Here is a 15,815-nt window from a genome sequence, read left to right as displayed (position 1 = left end):
TAACCCCCTTACCCGTTGGTTGCCCATGGCGCTATCATCGGATTACCTATCCTTGGGTCGAGATAATCGCTCAGGTTATTTGTCGCTAAATCAATATCCGGCACGGAAAGTGGAACCAGTTCAATCTATAGAGGAAAGCTCGTGGAACAAGATCAGAATAATTTACCCGAATACCAGAACACTCAACAAATCCTGAAAGAGCAAGTTGTTCCCCAGAGGCCTCTGCCCAGTCTGAGTCTTCCACAAAAATCTTCTGGGTTGAAAGAAGCCAATGAATATCGCTCTGCGGGTGTTTTAATGCGTCGCCTTGCGGACACCATCACTCAATGGCGTCAACAACTGCCGGAAGACGAAGAACCGGCGATATTAGCTGTAATGTATGGCGGCATCCAGATAAATGTCGAGCGGCTTGCCCAGGAAAGCTTCCACGGTATTCGGATTGAAGGCAATATGAACGGAAGCCCTTGCATGCTGCTAGCTCATCAATCAACGGTGCAAATGCTTTGTTTTGTGAAAAAGGTGGAACAACAAGCTGCAAAAAGACGTATTGGTTTTATCATTGATGGTGAAGAGGAAGAAGTCTAATAGAGAGTAGCTAAAGCCTGCTTTCACACAGGCTTAAATGAGGACAAGAATGGTCGGTTGAGAAACCGGAGACAAGAAATTTAGTCTTCACTATCAGGAACAAAAACGTAGCCAATCCCCCACACCGTTTGTAAATAACGCGGTTTTGCCGGGTCTTCCTCTATCATTCTGCGTAACCGTGATACCTGGACATCAATGCTTCTTTCTAGCGCACTATAATCACGCCCTCGCGCAAGGTTCATTAATTTATCTCGTGAGAGTGGTTGACGTGGGTTAGTCACCAGCGACTTTAATACCGCAAATTCACCGCTGGTTAAGGTCATGGGTTCGCCATTTCGTGTCATTTCGCGGGTCGCCAAGTTTAGCTTAAATTCGCCGAACTCAATCACTTTTTCTTCACCGCTTGGCGCCCCTGGCAGTTCCGCAGTTCGCCTTCTCAACACCGCCTTAACTCGCGCTAATAATTCGCGGGGATTAAAAGGTTTGGCAAGATAATCATCCGCACCAAGTTCAAGACCGATGATTCGATCAACATCGTCACCTTTGGCTGTCAACATAATGATAGGGATACTATTATCTTCAGCTCGCAGACGGCGGCATATGGATAAACCGTCTTCGCCAGGCAACATTAAATCAAGCACCATAAGATGATAGTTTTCACGTTCAAGAAACCTATCCATTTGTTCAGAGTCTGCAGCGGCTTTTACAATGTAGCCTTGTTCCTTGAAATACCTCTCCAATAAACTGCGTAAACGCAAGTCATCGTCGACTACCAGGATTTTTTGCGTTTCTTCACTCATCATATTCCCCTCACTTATTTTTTATCTAGACGCAAAATAATCATTTTACGTTTGGTCTAAGCCGATCCCGATTTTCCGTGAATAAACGATTGAAAGGCAAAGATATTTTTCAATCATTTGTTACAGAGTATAACCTAAGTTTCAATCTTTCAAAAAAACCATTGTCAATGGCCTCATCTCTATTTTCGAAGTTAGTTCAATTTATTACCGATTCCTGCTGAATTTCCCGACAGAATGGTTATAATCGCCACTTCATCTGGTTCTGTCAAAACCACTAATCCAAATCATTTGAATGATTATTAATCATCGAAGCCGGTTCATCAAAGAATAAGTAGTTTTTTAGGAAAGTCTATGTTCAATATTGCGGAAAAAATAGCCAAAGAAATTGGTGTCAAGCAAGAGCAGGTTAGTGCTGCAGTCACCCTGCTTGATGAAGGAGCAAGCGTCCCTTTTGTCGCACGTTACCGAAAAGAAGTCACAGGTGGGCTAGACGATACCCAGCTGCGCACACTTGAAGAGAGACTCGGTTATCTTCGTGAGCTGGAAGACCGCCGTCAAGTGATACTGAAAAGCATTGATGAACAGGAAAAACTAACACCCGAACTAAAAACAAGTATTGTTCAGGCAGAAACTAAAAGCGAGTTAGAAGATCTTTACCTGCCATACAAGCCGAAGCGTCGGACTAAAGCGCAAATAGCCAGAGAGGCTGGGCTGCAACCCTTAGCAGATAGCTTACTGGAAAATCCTGCTCAGGATCCGGAACAGGTAGCACAAGATTACTTTAATGAAGAGAAGGGGATTACTGACAGTAAATCAGCACTGGACGGCGCCAAACAGATTTTAATGGAAGAGTTCGCGGAAAACGCGCCTTTATTGTCGGAAATCCGCCACTACCTGGAAGAACATGCGATTGTTCGTTCGACCGTTGTTGCTGGTAAAGAAGATGCCGGGCACAAATTCCGCGATTACTTTGAATACTCTGAACAACTGAGCAAAATTCCAAGCCATCGTGCGCTCGCCTTATTTCGTGGCAGAAATGAAAGTGTTTTGTCATTGGAACTGGTCGTTGATCAAAACCTGCTTAAAGACGAAAAAGCATCCAACCATGCCCAATATTTGATCGCAAAGTTCGCCAACATAAGTGATCAAGGTCGACCTGCTGACAGTTGGTTACAGACGGTTGTGCTATGGACCTGGCGAGTCAAACTACATAATTTCTTCGAAACCGAACTTTTGGGCAAACTGAGAGAAACCGCCGAATTACAAGCAATCGGCGTCTTTGCCAGCAACCTTAGAGACCTGTTAATGGCTGCGCCAGCAGGCAAATTTACCACCATGGGTATGGACCCTGGACTCAGAACCGGGGTTAAAATTGTCGTCGTTGATGACACTGGAAAACTGCTCACTCAGTCAACTATTTTCCCACATGCACCACAAAATCAATGGGATTCTTCAATCGCCAAGCTAGCCACTATCTGTGAGCTACATAAGGTTAGATTGGTCAGTATTGGTAATGGAACTGCGTCGCGCGAAACCGACAAACTTGTTGCTGAGTTAATGAAAAAATATCCTTCTCTGGGCCTCCAGAAAATAGTGGTCAATGAAGCTGGTGCGTCAGTTTATTCGGCTTCAAAATTAGCATCAGAAGAATTTCCAGATTTAGATGTTAGCTACCGCGGTTCTGTCTCTATCGCCAGACGTTTACAAGACCCACTCGCTGAGCTGGTAAAAATTGAGCCCAAAGCAATTGGCGTTGGCCAGTACCAGCATGACGTCAGTCAAAGCCAACTGGGAAAAACTCTGGGGAGCGTGGTTGAGGATTGTGTAAACGCCGTCGGTGTTGACCTCAATACAGCCTCAGCGCCGCTACTCACTTATGTTTCCGGTCTCAATAAGACCCTCGCGCAAAACATTATTCGCTATCGAGAGCAAAATGGTCGCTTTTCCAACCGAAAGCAGCTCACACAGGTTGAACGTCTTGGGCCAAAATCTTTTGAACAAGCCGCAGGTTTCCTCCGTATTACTGACGGCGATAACCCACTAGATCGCTCGGGCGTGCATCCTGAAACTTATTCAATTGTGACTAAAATGCTCGATAAAATTCAGGCAAATATTGACGGCCTGATGGGTAATTCATCAGAGTTAAAAAAGCTCAATGCCGCGGACTTTGTCGAAGATAAGTTCGGTTTACCGACAATTAACGACATTTTAGCCGAACTTGATAAGCCTGGACGTGATCCTCGCGGTAATTTTAAGGCTGCGAAATTCAAAGAAGGTGTCGAAAAAATCTCGGATCTCTCTCCGGGTATGGCACTAGAAGGTAGTGTAACCAACGTGACCGATTTTGGTGCATTTGTCGATATTGGTGTTCATCAGGATGGTTTAGTCCATATCTCCCTGATGAGTGACAAGTTCATTTCTAATCCGAGAGAAGTGGTTAAAACAGGTGATATCGTGAAAGTGCATGTCACTGAAGTCGACCCGAAGCGTAAGAGAATTAGTTTATCAATGGTAGGGCCAAACCCGGAAAACGCTGCGCCGAGAGGCCAATCGAAAGATAAATCTCAGCGCTCATCTAAAACAGGTCGAGGATTTAAGCCAGCATCTCAAAAGCCTAAAAAGCCCACCAATACAGCTTTTGGCATGGCATTGGCTGATGCATTAAAAGGTAAAAAGTAGATAATTATCCGATTTTGAGATAAAAAAGTGGCGCATTTTGTAAATTTATGTTGCAAGCCTCATATCAGTTTGTTATAAATAGCCAACGCTAGCGAATACAAGAAGCCCAGAGTACTGGGACCTGCAGACTGGAAACTTTTATAAGCCTCTTTTAAGAGGCTTTTTTATTGCCCACTTTAAAATGTCAAAAAGTGTCAATTAAAGATAAAACCGACCTTTCAAATCGAACAAAGGCCAGCTCTTGAACATCGGTTGCAAACTGGTCATTTCTCTTTAACTAGTGACTCGCTAATCATAATTAAGTTCACTTAAAAACAGCCGCTTTTCAGAATTAATGGCAATTCTTTTTCAATATTCCGCTACTTTTTTGTGTCTTCGAATTCTGCTAGTCTTCGAAGCCAAATAAAACGAACTGGATGGAATACTCAATGTTTGAGTCTCGTGGGTTTAACCTGTTTATGGCTTTCGTCTGTTACCAACTATTGGTGACGGCCTATTATTTTCAATATGTTGAGAATATGGAGCCTTGCCCGTTATGTATTTTTCAGCGTATCGGCGTTTTATTCGTTGGCATCTGGTTCCTAATCCGGGGAATTCATAATCCCCTGGCTGGCAGCAAGTGGCGACCGACTTATTCTATTCTTGGCTTAATCAGCGCAATACTGGGCGGTATTGTGTCAGGAAAACATGTTTATCTGCAAAATCTCCCGGAAGGCGAAGTCCCTGCGTGCGGTCCGGCGCTAGACTACCTGGTAGAAATGCTGCCCGTAACAGAAGTCATCAGTACGGTACTGGCCGGCGATGGCGAGTGTGCCAAGGTATCCTGGAGCTTCATGGGAATTTCTATGCCCATGTGGGTGTTAATTTTCTTTGTGAGTGTCGCAGGTTTAATGATCTGGAACCTCTACCGGCATTACCGTCCCAGTAAACACATCTTTTAGTCGCTGAACAGACAAGACATACGAGCGAAAAACCCACTTAAACTGTAAGGTTCGGGTGGGTTTCAAATGAAAACGGCTTCACAAGGTGAAGCTTAATTCTGGATTATTCTTGATTACATACGCCCTAAAGCGGTAATTCTATTTGTTCATCATGAGCATCCTGCGCACTACTTTCAGTTCTCACGAGCGGTAAGTGAATCGTAAATCGGCAGCCCTTGCCTGGTTGAGACTCGACGCTTAATCGCCCACCAAGTTGTTCACAAACAATAAAATAGGAAACTGATAATCCTAACCCAGTACCGACATTTTCATCTTTAGTAGTAAAAAATGGTTCAAAAACCCGCTTACGGGTTGCTTCATCCATACCCGGGCCATTATCAATAATCTCAACGCAGGCCATATTTCCCTCACGGCGAATTATCAATTCTATCAGCGGGTGAAACGATTCGTCCTTATTTAGCGCCAACGCCTGAGCAGCATTGATCAACATGTTGAGAAACACCTGCTCAAGCTGATTTTTTTGCGCTAACACGCAACCGACAAGCGGAGAGTAGGTTTTACGCATTTCAATTTTTCTGAAATCAAACTGCTTGCGTTGATTGTAGTCTTTAGCTGACAAACGAACGGCAGCGTCCAATGCATCTTGCAGTGATACCTGGGTTGATTCCTGGTTGGCTGGCCTGGCAAAACTCAACATATCGCCAACAATATGCGCCGCTCTTTCCCCCGAAATCATCACGCCTTCAAGAAACTCGAGTATTCTCTGCTTTTCCAGATACAAATGAAGGGCATCAAGACTCAATCCGACTTCTTGCGCAACCATCTGGTTTCTCGCCAGCGTATTTGAAAGCCGTCGTTTAATATTTTGGGTACTCTGCATAATTGCGCCCAGCGGGTTATTGATTTCATGAGCCATACCGGCCGCTAGCCCGCCGAGTGATAGCATCTTTTCGGTTTGTACCAGGGTTTCATCAATTTTGACTTTCTCGGTAATATCATCAATTCGAATAACCTCTCCCTGCTCTTCTTCACGTAATGTGAAAATGGGGTAAATCATGACTTCCAAAGTTCGATTTTCGTGATTAATCCGAGTATTAAATCGAAAATTTAAGCTTTGTTGCAGCAAATCTTTACTGCTATTCGCACTTTGCATGTGCTGATATAAAGCAGGGAAGAGGTTGGATAATTTCTCACCAATAGCCATTTTCGCCTGAATATTAGTCATTTTTTCGGCTTCAATATTCCACTGCATAACCTGATGGTCCTCATCCACTGCGATAATCGCGGACGGCATCGAGTCGATCAATTTTTCCAGGTAATTTTGAATTGAATTGGCATATCTTTCTGCCATTTCCCGACTTTGTTTTTGCCGTTTCAATTCGCTTGAATGTTCAGCAATTCGACGTTCTAAAATATTGCGGGTTTTTTCCAGCGCTTCGCGAGATTCATCAATCTGCTTCTCTACTTCAAGGCGATGGGAAATATCAGAAACAAACTCAAGGTAGTGAGGCTCTTCCAGCCAGCTTGCCATCCTTGCTCTACTTTCCACAGGAATTCGATTGCCACTTTTAGAGCGATAACGAGTCTGGTAGGTGATACTTTCACCATTTTGCATCTGGTTGACCAATTTAGGGTGCCGGTGAAGGTAGCAGTCGATATCAATATCAAGTATTGATAGATTTTTTAGTTCTACCTTTGAATAACCCATCGATTCACACGCACGTTGATTCACTTCAACAATACGACCATCAAGTGACACCAGGAAAACCATATCCACCGCCTGATCGATCAGCAGACGAAAGTCCTGTTGCGTTTCGTCCCAACGCTGCGCCTGATCAGATTCCCAATTAAGGAGATAAAATGCCGGGTAAGCAATTAAGGACAGGGTTAAACAGGCAACCCCTAGTTCTAACGCCGCTTCTCGCCAATTGTATTCACCGTCCAGCCAAAAACTGATACTCAAAGCGCTTACCACCGGTAACAGAGCGGCAATAACAATGAGTGAAGCGGTAAACCCTCGAATGGTCCAATAGCGAGCAAATTGAAAGCGAGTATTGGTTTTAGTGTTCAGCTCTCGTTGCATAATAATTAGTGTAACTCAAAACCGGTTATTAAAAACATAAATTATCTATCGCTCCAAACTACTTTAGATCGCTACCAGTATCAAAAATATTGCTCATCCTTATCAGTTTAGTGTTATTCGTTTATCTGTCAAAAATCGACTTTCAAGAAAAAAATTTTGCAGCGGCCGTTTATTGTGGTAAAAACTTAATAAAACCCTGGCAAGACTTAAGGAGTCTGATGCGAATGTCAGAAATAAACATAAACGAGAGTATTGAAGATTTATGCAAAAATGCCGCAGTAAGCGATTGGCTGGCAGAAAGAAGTCAACTAATCATTCAATTTTGCAAACTTTCTGGCAATCGAAATCAACCACAACTACCTGAATATCAACAAGTTAATATATTTTGCGATATTCTTATCGACTATGTGTCCGCGGGCCACTTTGAAGTTTATGAAAAAATTGTCGGCGCCTGCGAAGTCAATGGTCCTTCCAGTATGCAATTGTTAGAAAAGCTCTATCCTCAGATTTCTGAAACCACCGATATTGTCGTAGATTTTAATGATAAGTATTCTCAAAATTCTGACAATGCGTTAATGACTTCTCTGGACGACGATCTTTCCCTTTTGGGTGAAGCAATTGCAAAAAGGGTAGAACTAGAAGATAGTTTGATCGACACATTACGTTCTAAACACTAATTTTCGCGCTAGTCGATATTGATTAGCGTAATCGCTGATTATTAGAAAATATCGATTAACGATAACAACCACCAGCTTTCAACAACGACTAAACAGGAATCTCATTAATGATAAGAGTGATCATCGAGCGACAAATTAACGATGGATGCTTTCACGATTACCTTGATCTCATTCGACGTGCGAGAAAACAGGCAACAGCAATCGACGGCTTTATTGCCGGTGAATTACTTCATGAAAAATCGAACGAAAATCATGCAGTTATTATTTCCAGCTGGGAAAACTGTGAATCGTGGGAGAGTTGGTTAAATTCTGAAGAGCGCAAAGCAGTAATGTCTGACATGAGACCATTGCTGGAGAACGACGAAAAAATTACCGTATTAGAAAGTAGTCAGCTACTAAGCTAACCATCGATTGCCCGCTATTCCAAACCATCCAGGTTAATTCACACGAAGTCAGATCAGATAAAGCAGATCTGACTTTCACACAACTAGATCTGAATCAACATCATATGACAGGATAAAACCGTCGAATTTAAGGCAGGGTACATCGGTGGCTGGATTCGTTCAAATCCAGCCAACTTATCTTTCGGTCACGCTTTGAATAATTGGAAGGGGTTATGATTTCTTCTTAACGTACAGTACCAGGTTATGATCAATAAGCTCATACCCATGTTCCTCAGCAATTTGGTGCTGTAGTTCTTCGATTTGCTTATTAACAAACTCAATGACGTCTCCAGAATCAACACAGACCATATGGTCGTGGTGGTCATCACTATTGAGCTCAAATACCGCATGCCCATCTTCAAAGTTATGGCGAGCGACTAATCCGGCAGATTCGAATTGGGTCAAAACACGGTAAACCGTCGCTAACCCCACATCTTCTCCGGCTTCTAAAAGAAGCTTGTAGACGTCTTCTGCACTCAAGTGCTTCTGCTCGCTGTGCTCCAGGATACTTAAGATTTTTAATCTTGGCAGGGTCACTTTCAGGCCGACATCTTTTAGTTGTTGATTGCTCAAAGTACACTCCGAAAATATTTGTCAGGAAAATTAGCTGGAAATTGGAATCTTTTAGTCTCTCCGTTGACTATATACCCAAACTACTGTGAAAGCTGTTCTTCCGCGTAGTTTAGGTATATGTGGCATATTATATTCAATTTTTGAAGCATTTTGCACAAATTCATATAGAATACGTCTCAGACTATGAAATTGTATTTCATAACGCGTTAAAAACATTATCACATAATTCTTTAGAAATAATTTGCTTGGGAAGTTACATGATTAAAAAGCTGTCGATCATTTTGGTGTTTGTCTTAAGCGCATGCGTATACCGGCTTGATATTCAACAAGGCAATATTCTTGCCCAGAAAGACATAGACAAACTCAGGGCCGGATTGACAAAAAACCAGGTGGTATTTGTTCTGGGCTCGCCGGTTGTTGACGATGCCTTTGCCGATGACAAATGGATTTACCTGTATAGCTATAAGAACTCTAACCGCGGAACAATGGTTAAAAAGAAGCTGGAGCTGGTTTTTGACGGGGATAAACTGGTATCAGCCGCCGGCGACTATGATATACCCGAAAGCTTAAAAACCCAATAAGCTACCTAAATTAAAAAGGCCGGATTAATATCCGGCCTTACTAATTAAAATCGAGCTCTGACGAGAGCTTAGCCGAAGTTTCAACGCGACTCATTATCATCCTTATCATCACACCGGCAATCGCGGTAGTGAGCCATCATCTTTTCCTTGAGTGCTTCACTAGGCTTTTTCTCCTGACCCATCAGATTTATGGTTTTAGACGAAATCTCAATTTGACTACCATACCGGCGGCAATAAGCGCACATTAACAAATGCAACTTTAACTTTAACCAACGAAAACCGGTCACTGGCTGATCAATGTTTTCGGAAAGCTGCTCTGCTACTTGTTTACATGATGGCAACATTAGCATTCTCCCGTCAGCTCAAAATGATCAATAACTTGCAAAACTTTATCTCTCGCGCGATGTAACAAAACTCTAACATTAGACGGGCTAACATCGAGGATGTTACACAATTCATCCATTGATAATCCCGCCGCATCTCGCATCTGTAAAGCTGCTCTTTGATTCTCTGGCAACTTTTCAAGATTTTTACTAATACAATCCTGTAATTCTTTAGCTAACAATAAATCTTCCGGCGTATCTCCATGCCATTGAGAGCTTGGATTAACCCAGTGGGATTTCTCGTCAAACCGAGGATCTGTCGCCCAACTTTCCTGCATCGATTCCAGCGAAACCGAGCGGGATTCTTTGCGTCGCCGTGTTTTCGCTTCATTAGCAACAATCCTCATAAGCCAGCTTTTCAGCGAAGACCGCCCTTCAAACTTGGGCAATGCTCTTAATGCTGAGATCCAGGCTTCCTGAATGACCTCATCGGCAATCGAGCTACCAGCAATCGACTGAGCGACAGAAAACATCAGGGAATAATATTGATTGAACGTGGACTCAAAAGTTGCTTCATCACCAGCCAGCAAATTTTTGATCAGGTCTTTTTCTGATTGTGCTTTTTCTGATTTAGACCGCTCTGAATTAGACAATTTACAGCCCCTAAAAATGCTTATTCGTTTTCAAAATGTTCAGTGTCACCAACAACATTTTCAAAACTGGTATTTATCATACCCGCGCAAACGACCCAGGCATTAGCAAACTATCACGAAGAAAACATAAAAATGCTTTGTCTCTTCTATCAAAATTGCCAGCGCTTTCTTATCTATCTATGCGGCGAGGTATCACTCTTTCGGCACAGGATAACAGACTCTTTAACTCTAGCAAAACGCTGGGTTAATTTTGCATCGCAATGCGTTCTTCTTTACCGGTCAATTTGTTCGAGCGTCAGCCAACGACCACTTCTCACCATAACCCGCAGAACTCTCGCTCAATACGTGTCTTCCATCCTCGGAGAACCCGACCGCATAAATAATCGCGCCCCCCGGCTTTCCTTCTTTTCTTGTTCTCGCAGTCCAACGGAACAAGCGTTCGCCACTACTAACATCCCACAAACTGATATCCTTGCCTGGCGCGCCGGTCAACAATTGTCCGCCATCTTCAGAAAAACTCGCTGCGCTAATCACATACTCTCTCGGTCTCAACGATAATCGAGATATCTCCGCGCCTGATTGAATATCCCAAATGGTTGCGTTACCTAAAGTACCTGAAGTAAAAGCTTTTTTACCTGAAATGCCTAATTTAACCTGAGTTACCCTGGTATCGTGCTCAAATAAATGCCTCGGTTTACCTGTTTTTGTATTCCATAATACCGCACGATAATCGTTGCCGCCGGTAAAAGCCCAAACGCCATTGGCAGATAAATCGACACTAGCAACGGCCTCATTACGATGCCCGGTGAACTCAAGCCGACGGCCAGTATTCATATCAATATGAATCGCCTTTCCACTGCCTAAACCAAGCAAAACATAGCGCCCTTTATTGGCAATGGCCACCGCACGAATGTCAGCAGGTGCTTCCCAATAACCATAGGCTTTGCCTGAATTGGTATTCCAGATAATGAATGTTCGCTTGTCCGCAGTAATGGCCCGACTTCCATCTGGTGAGATATTTACAGCAATAATTCCATCTTCCGGGTTGTCGTTATGAGTCCACTGAAACTTAAGCTGATTTTTTTCAAGATCCCAATATCCTGCTCCAAAATTAACCGATGAAACTAATGCAAAGCGACCATCTCGTGAAATGGCCGCGTCCAAAGTCCCTACTGCAGAATGGGGCCATTCTGCTATCGATTTTTTCTCTGGCTGACAAGCTGTAAGCATCGCGCTCAAGCAAATCAGAAGTGTTAGTCGCCAAAGACCGCTTAAGATCATTGATATTCCTTAATTGATTAACTGAGTATGAGTAGTAGGGTCTTCTTTTTTATCTTGTTAGAGTATAGACTGCCTACTCTTTAAGGGAAATTGATACGCTCAATTAAACCGAGAATATTCAGTCTGAGATAGTTGATAACAAAAAGACGCGTTCATATATGCGCTTCAGCAAACTTTTGCGATTCAACTATTGAGGCTCAGACTCCGCAAAATAACCAGAGGTTTACAGTGAAAAAATATATCTTAGCACTTGCTATGAGCTCTCTTATCGTAGGGTGTCAGCAAGAACAATCAGCCGAAAAAGCTGCAGATTCCAAGGTCAAAGATGCTCAAACAACAGCATCTAAAGAAAAAGCAACCAAAGCTCCTGCCGGCGGTGAATTAAAAGCCGAGCACAAAATGGCATATGCGCTGGGTGCAAAGATGGCAGATAATATTATCGGTCTTAACACTGAGTATAAGTCCCTTGGCATGGATATCGAAAAAGTTAAACAGGGTTTTATGGATCAGCTCGATAATCAGTCAAAATTAACTAGTGAAGAACTTGCCCAAGAATTCCAGATTTTCCAACAAAAAATCAGATTAGCTGAGCAGCAAAAACGCCAGGAATCGCAAGCGGCCAAAACGGCGGAAAATAAAGTCTACCTTGACGAAAATCTGAAGAAAGGATTTACACAGACAGAGTCTGGCCTGCAGTATAAAGTGGTTGAAGCCGCTAAGAAGGGCGCAGCGAAACCATCAGCGACCGATACCGTAAAGGTTCATTACACCGGTACCTTTACCGATGGCCGCCAATTTGATAGCTCAGTTGGCAAAAATCCTTTTGAATTCTCGCTAAAAGGCGGCGTTATTCAAGGGTGGCTTGAAGGGGTTAAATTGATGGACGTGGGTAGCAAATACCAATTTGTTGTACCACCAGAATTAGGTTACGGTAATAGTGATCGTGGTCCTATTCCAGGCGGTTCTATTTTAGTCTTTGATGTAGAATTACTGGAAATCGTAAAACCAGAAACAAGCGGCAAATAGCAACAAATAACGCTAACAGCCGACAGCAAAATAGCTAAGCCTCATTTCCGTGGGGCTTACAGTTAACAGGCCGACAATGAATCAACCTGAATATCATTCGTTTAGCGAGTTTTGGCCTTTTTATCTCGGTGAACATAAAATGCGGCTTTCAAGAGCATTGCATTATATGGGCACCGTTCTCTCTCACCTATTGCTCGTTTACTTGCTAATCTTTCAACTATGGCACTGGTTACCGATTGTTCTGCTGGTTGGCTATGGGCCCGCATGGATTGGTCACTTTTTTATCGAAAAAAACCGACCTGCGACTTTTAAACATCCTTTTTGGTCACTGCGGGGAGACTATAAAATGCTATATCTCGCGGCAACGGGACAATTATCCGCAGAACTCAGTCGATTGTTCGGGAAAAAAGCGCGCTCATAATCGCGCATTAATATTAAGACGATTTGAAACATTGGCTTGCTCCCAAATAGACCTGATAAAAGATCCATTGTCTTGTTTTACAACGTCAAATCCGGTGCAGTGGACAAAACCCAAATCAACAGTGATAGCCTTTGAGCTCAAACGAAATAAATTGGCGTTTCAGATTTTTTTTGAGATTAAAAGCTTAATTCACCAAAAGCACCAAAACAGTGCAAAAATAAATCCTAAACGCACCAAATTAAGTCATCAATTTTATTTTTGCTGGCTATAATTGCATTGAAACGGTGCAAAATTGGAAAATCCAATTTCTACATAATTGGCACCTAACTTGCTTTAATGTTGCCACACTTGCTAAATATTTTTATAAAAGTTACCCAGATTTAATTCTTTGAGGAAACCACCATGAGTAAAAAAGATATCTTCGCGATGATCGAAGAAAATGACATTTCTTTTGTAGACTTACGCTTTACTGACACAAAAGGAAAAGAGCAACACGTAACCTTACCGGCACACTGCATTGACGAAGATTTTCTCGAAGAAGGAAAGATGTTTGACGGTTCATCAATTTCAGGATGGAAAGGTATTAACGAATCTGACATGGTTTTAATGCCCGATCCAGAAACAGCAGTAGTCGATCCTTTCTGCGAAGACGCAACTTTAAACCTGCGTTGTGACATATTAGAACCGACCACTATGCAAGGTTATGATCGTGACCCTCGCTCTGTTGCAAAGCGCGCAGAAGCCTATCTTAAATCAACAGGCATTGCCGACACAGTATTCTTTGGTCCTGAGCCTGAGTTCTTCCTTTTTGACGACGTTCGATTCAGCATCGATATGAGAGGCGCGTCTTATCAAATTGACTCTAATGAAGCAGCATGGAACTCAGAGCGTCGTTACGATGACGGTAACATGGGTCATCGCCCACGTGTCAAAGGCGGCTACTTCCCAGTACCACCAGTTGACTCTTCACAAGACATTCGCTCACAAATGTGTCTTGTTCTCGAAGAATTAGGCATCAAAACCGAAGCGCACCATCACGAAGTAGCAACTGCGAACCAAAATGAAATTGCGACTAAATTCAACACGTTAGTTGAAAAAGCCGATGAAACTCAAGTATTAAAATACGTTGTCCATAATGTTGCACATGCCTATGGAAAGACCGCAACCTTTATGCCTAAGCCGGTTGTTGGTGACAACGGAAGCGGTATGCACTGTCACCAGTCACTTGCTAAAGATGGTGTTAATATCTTCGCTGGAAACAAATATGGTGGTTTGTCAGAAGAAGCTCTTTTCTATATCGGCGGCATCATCAAACATGCTCGCGCTATCAATGCACTTGCTAACCCTTCGACTAACTCTTACAAACGCCTGGTACCCGGATTTGAAGCACCGGTAATGCTCGCCTACTCAGCGAAAAACCGAAGCGCCTCTATTCGAATTCCACATGTACCGAGCGAAAAGGCACGCAGAATTGAAGTGCGCTTCCCCGACCCTATGGCGAATCCATACCTGGCATTTACCGCAATGTTGATGGCTGGTCTTGACGGAATTCAGAACAAGATCCACCCTGGTGACGCAATGGATAAAGATTTGTATGACCTACCTGCCGAAGAAGCTGCTGAAATCCCTACTGTAGCCAGTTCTCTTGAGATGGCCCTTGATGCTTTGGACAAAGACCGTGAATTCTTAACCAAAGGCGGCGTTTTCAGTGATGACTACATCGATTCCTACATCGCACTTAAGCTGGAAGACGTCAATTATGTCAACATGACAACTCACCCAGCTGAGTTTGATATGTACTACAGCCTTTAATCGGGCAAAGCCTCAACTGTCAAAGTTTAGGCCGATTACACAAAACATGAAGGCCCAACACCGGTTGGGTCTTTTTTTTATGCGGTTAGTCGCATTTTTCATCGTTATTCGCAGGATATTTTGCAAAATCGTCAGATTTTGGTAGTTTAGAATGATATCCACACTTTGGTGACTATCATGAAAAAGTGCGTTATTTCTTTACTAGGCCTTCTCATACTAAGCAGTTCTGCTGCAGCAGAAGAGAAGAAAAAACTCTATCGTTGGGTCGATAAACATGGCAACGTACATTATTCGGATGAACCCAGAGCCGGCGCTGATGAAATTGAAATGAAAGAAATTCCGGCGATAAAAATGAAAAAGCCGAAGATAGACACTAAGCATAAAGTATTACTTGAAAAACCAGAGCCAGCCCGATACCAAGAATTCTCAAATGCCTATCGCTCACTGACATTCCTCGAACCCCAGGCTGATGGTGTTGTACGCAACAACGCCTCTGCAGTGAGTTTTAAAATTCAAATTGAGCCCACACTACTAGAGGGCCATTCAATTCGGCTCTTTCTGGATGGCAAGCCGGTCACTGACGACCTCAAATCTGGTGAATTTGTTGCTACAAAAGTTGCCTATGGCACCCACTCAGCGAGTTTCATCGTGGTCGACGCTACCGGAAAACAGCTCCAAAGCAGCGAAACAATCAAATTCAATTTACTTCACAATATCAATCCGAAAATTCGCAATCAAAGAAAGTGATAAGCTAAATATCTGCCCGATAAAAGCAATAGCGCTAAATCAAAACCCTGCAGTTCAAAACAGGACATCGAGTAGCAAATCAATCCAGCGCCGGTTACAAGCTCACCCTGCGATTTTGACGTAAATATCTCATTTTTCACGAGTTTTTAAATTTATTATTGTTAAACTCGTCTCAGAAAAATCGAATGTG

At 42.9% G+C, this 15,815-nt stretch carries 16 protein-coding genes; 10 read left to right on the top strand and 6 right to left on the bottom strand.

The window, feature by feature from the left end; translation table 11 throughout:
* Positions 1-141 precede the first annotated feature (141 nt).
* Positions 142-585, top strand: coding sequence for a hypothetical protein (locus FLL46_RS03275; RefSeq protein ID WP_142892014.1), 444 nt, complete (start codon positions 142-144; stop codon positions 583-585).
* An 80-nt stretch (positions 586-665) separates the two neighbouring features.
* Here FLL46_RS03275 and ompR read toward each other — a convergent pair whose 3' ends face one another.
* Positions 666-1,388, bottom strand: coding sequence for an osmolarity response regulator transcription factor OmpR (gene ompR, locus FLL46_RS03270; protein ID WP_142892013.1), 723 nt, complete (start codon positions 1,386-1,388; stop codon positions 666-668).
* A 348-nt stretch (positions 1,389-1,736) separates the two neighbouring features.
* Between ompR and FLL46_RS03265 the strand changes: the two genes are divergently transcribed.
* Together FLL46_RS03265 and FLL46_RS03260 are read left to right on the top strand one after the other, a co-directional pair.
* On the top strand, positions 1,737-4,064 hold the full coding sequence (locus tag FLL46_RS03265) for a Tex family protein (protein WP_142892012.1): 2,328 nt from the start codon (positions 1,737-1,739) through the stop codon (positions 4,062-4,064).
* A gap of 428 nt (positions 4,065-4,492) precedes the next feature.
* Positions 4,493-5,005, top strand: coding sequence for a disulfide bond formation protein B (locus tag FLL46_RS03260; protein WP_142892011.1), 513 nt, complete (start codon positions 4,493-4,495; stop codon positions 5,003-5,005).
* 124 nt (positions 5,006-5,129) lie between these two features.
* Here FLL46_RS03260 and FLL46_RS03255 read toward each other — a convergent pair whose 3' ends face one another.
* A complete protein-coding gene (locus tag FLL46_RS03255; RefSeq protein WP_142892010.1) occupies positions 5,130-7,088 on the bottom strand; it encodes a PAS domain-containing sensor histidine kinase in 1,959 nt (652 codons plus the stop codon).
* 224 nt (positions 7,089-7,312) lie between these two features.
* Here FLL46_RS03255 and rsd point away from each other — a divergent pair, with 224 nt between their 5' ends.
* Positions 7,313-7,765, top strand: coding sequence for a sigma D regulator (rsd, locus tag FLL46_RS03250; protein WP_142892009.1), 453 nt, complete (start codon positions 7,313-7,315; stop codon positions 7,763-7,765).
* 107 nt (positions 7,766-7,872) lie between these two features.
* Positions 7,873-8,169, top strand: a complete 297-nt coding sequence (locus tag FLL46_RS03245) for an antibiotic biosynthesis monooxygenase family protein (protein WP_142892008.1) — start codon at positions 7,873-7,875, stop codon at positions 8,167-8,169.
* Between the two features lie 210 nt (positions 8,170-8,379).
* On the opposite strand, the gene fur is transcribed toward FLL46_RS03245, so the two are convergent.
* On the bottom strand, positions 8,380-8,781 hold the full coding sequence (gene fur / locus FLL46_RS03240; RefSeq protein WP_142892007.1) for a ferric iron uptake transcriptional regulator: 402 nt from the start codon (positions 8,779-8,781) through the stop codon (positions 8,380-8,382).
* A gap of 257 nt (positions 8,782-9,038) precedes the next feature.
* Here fur and FLL46_RS03235 point away from each other — a divergent pair, with 257 nt between their 5' ends.
* Positions 9,039-9,362 carry an outer membrane protein assembly factor BamE gene (locus FLL46_RS03235; protein ID WP_142892006.1) on the top strand — a complete coding sequence of 108 codons (324 nt, stop codon included), beginning with the start codon at positions 9,039-9,041 and terminating at the stop codon, positions 9,360-9,362.
* A gap of 80 nt (positions 9,363-9,442) precedes the next feature.
* Here the strand turns inward: FLL46_RS03235 and FLL46_RS03230 are convergent, their stop codons facing one another.
* The 3 genes from FLL46_RS03230 to FLL46_RS03220 form a co-directional block, all read right to left on the bottom strand.
* Positions 9,443-9,706, bottom strand: coding sequence for an anti-sigma factor family protein (locus tag FLL46_RS03230; protein ID WP_142892005.1), 264 nt, complete (start codon positions 9,704-9,706; stop codon positions 9,443-9,445).
* On the bottom strand, positions 9,706-10,338 hold the full coding sequence (locus FLL46_RS03225; protein WP_142892004.1) for an RNA polymerase sigma factor: 633 nt from the start codon (positions 10,336-10,338) through the stop codon (positions 9,706-9,708). The genes FLL46_RS03230 and FLL46_RS03225 overlap by 1 nt, the downstream gene beginning before the upstream one ends.
* Positions 10,339-10,617: 279 nt before the next feature.
* Positions 10,618-11,619, bottom strand: coding sequence for a WD40 repeat domain-containing protein (locus FLL46_RS03220; RefSeq protein WP_142892003.1), 1,002 nt, complete (start codon positions 11,617-11,619; stop codon positions 10,618-10,620).
* 228 nt (positions 11,620-11,847) lie between these two features.
* Here FLL46_RS03220 and FLL46_RS03215 point away from each other — a divergent pair, with 228 nt between their 5' ends.
* The 4 genes from FLL46_RS03215 to FLL46_RS03200 all read left to right on the top strand — a co-directional run bounded on the left by FLL46_RS03215 (position 11,848) and on the right by FLL46_RS03200 (position 15,625).
* Positions 11,848-12,645, top strand: a complete 798-nt coding sequence (locus FLL46_RS03215) for an FKBP-type peptidyl-prolyl cis-trans isomerase (protein WP_142892002.1) — start codon at positions 11,848-11,850, stop codon at positions 12,643-12,645.
* 76 nt (positions 12,646-12,721) lie between these two features.
* Positions 12,722-13,066 carry an Mpo1-like protein gene (locus FLL46_RS03210; protein WP_142892001.1) on the top strand — a complete coding sequence of 115 codons (345 nt, stop codon included), beginning with the start codon at positions 12,722-12,724 and terminating at the stop codon, positions 13,064-13,066.
* Positions 13,067-13,468: 402 nt separating this feature from the next.
* A complete protein-coding gene (gene glnA, locus FLL46_RS03205) occupies positions 13,469-14,878 on the top strand; it encodes a glutamate--ammonia ligase (RefSeq protein ID WP_142892000.1) in 1,410 nt (469 codons plus the stop codon).
* A gap of 177 nt (positions 14,879-15,055) precedes the next feature.
* Positions 15,056-15,625, top strand: coding sequence for a DUF4124 domain-containing protein (locus FLL46_RS03200; RefSeq protein WP_142891999.1), 570 nt, complete (start codon positions 15,056-15,058; stop codon positions 15,623-15,625).
* The last annotated feature ends 190 nt before the right edge of the window (positions 15,626-15,815 follow it).

Source organism: Aliikangiella coralliicola (assembly GCF_007004725.1).
Lineage (GTDB): Bacteria > Pseudomonadota > Gammaproteobacteria > Enterobacterales > Kangiellaceae > Aliikangiella > Aliikangiella coralliicola.
Note: the sequence above shows the minus strand (reverse complement) of the source record. Positions and strands in the feature narration are given on the sequence as shown.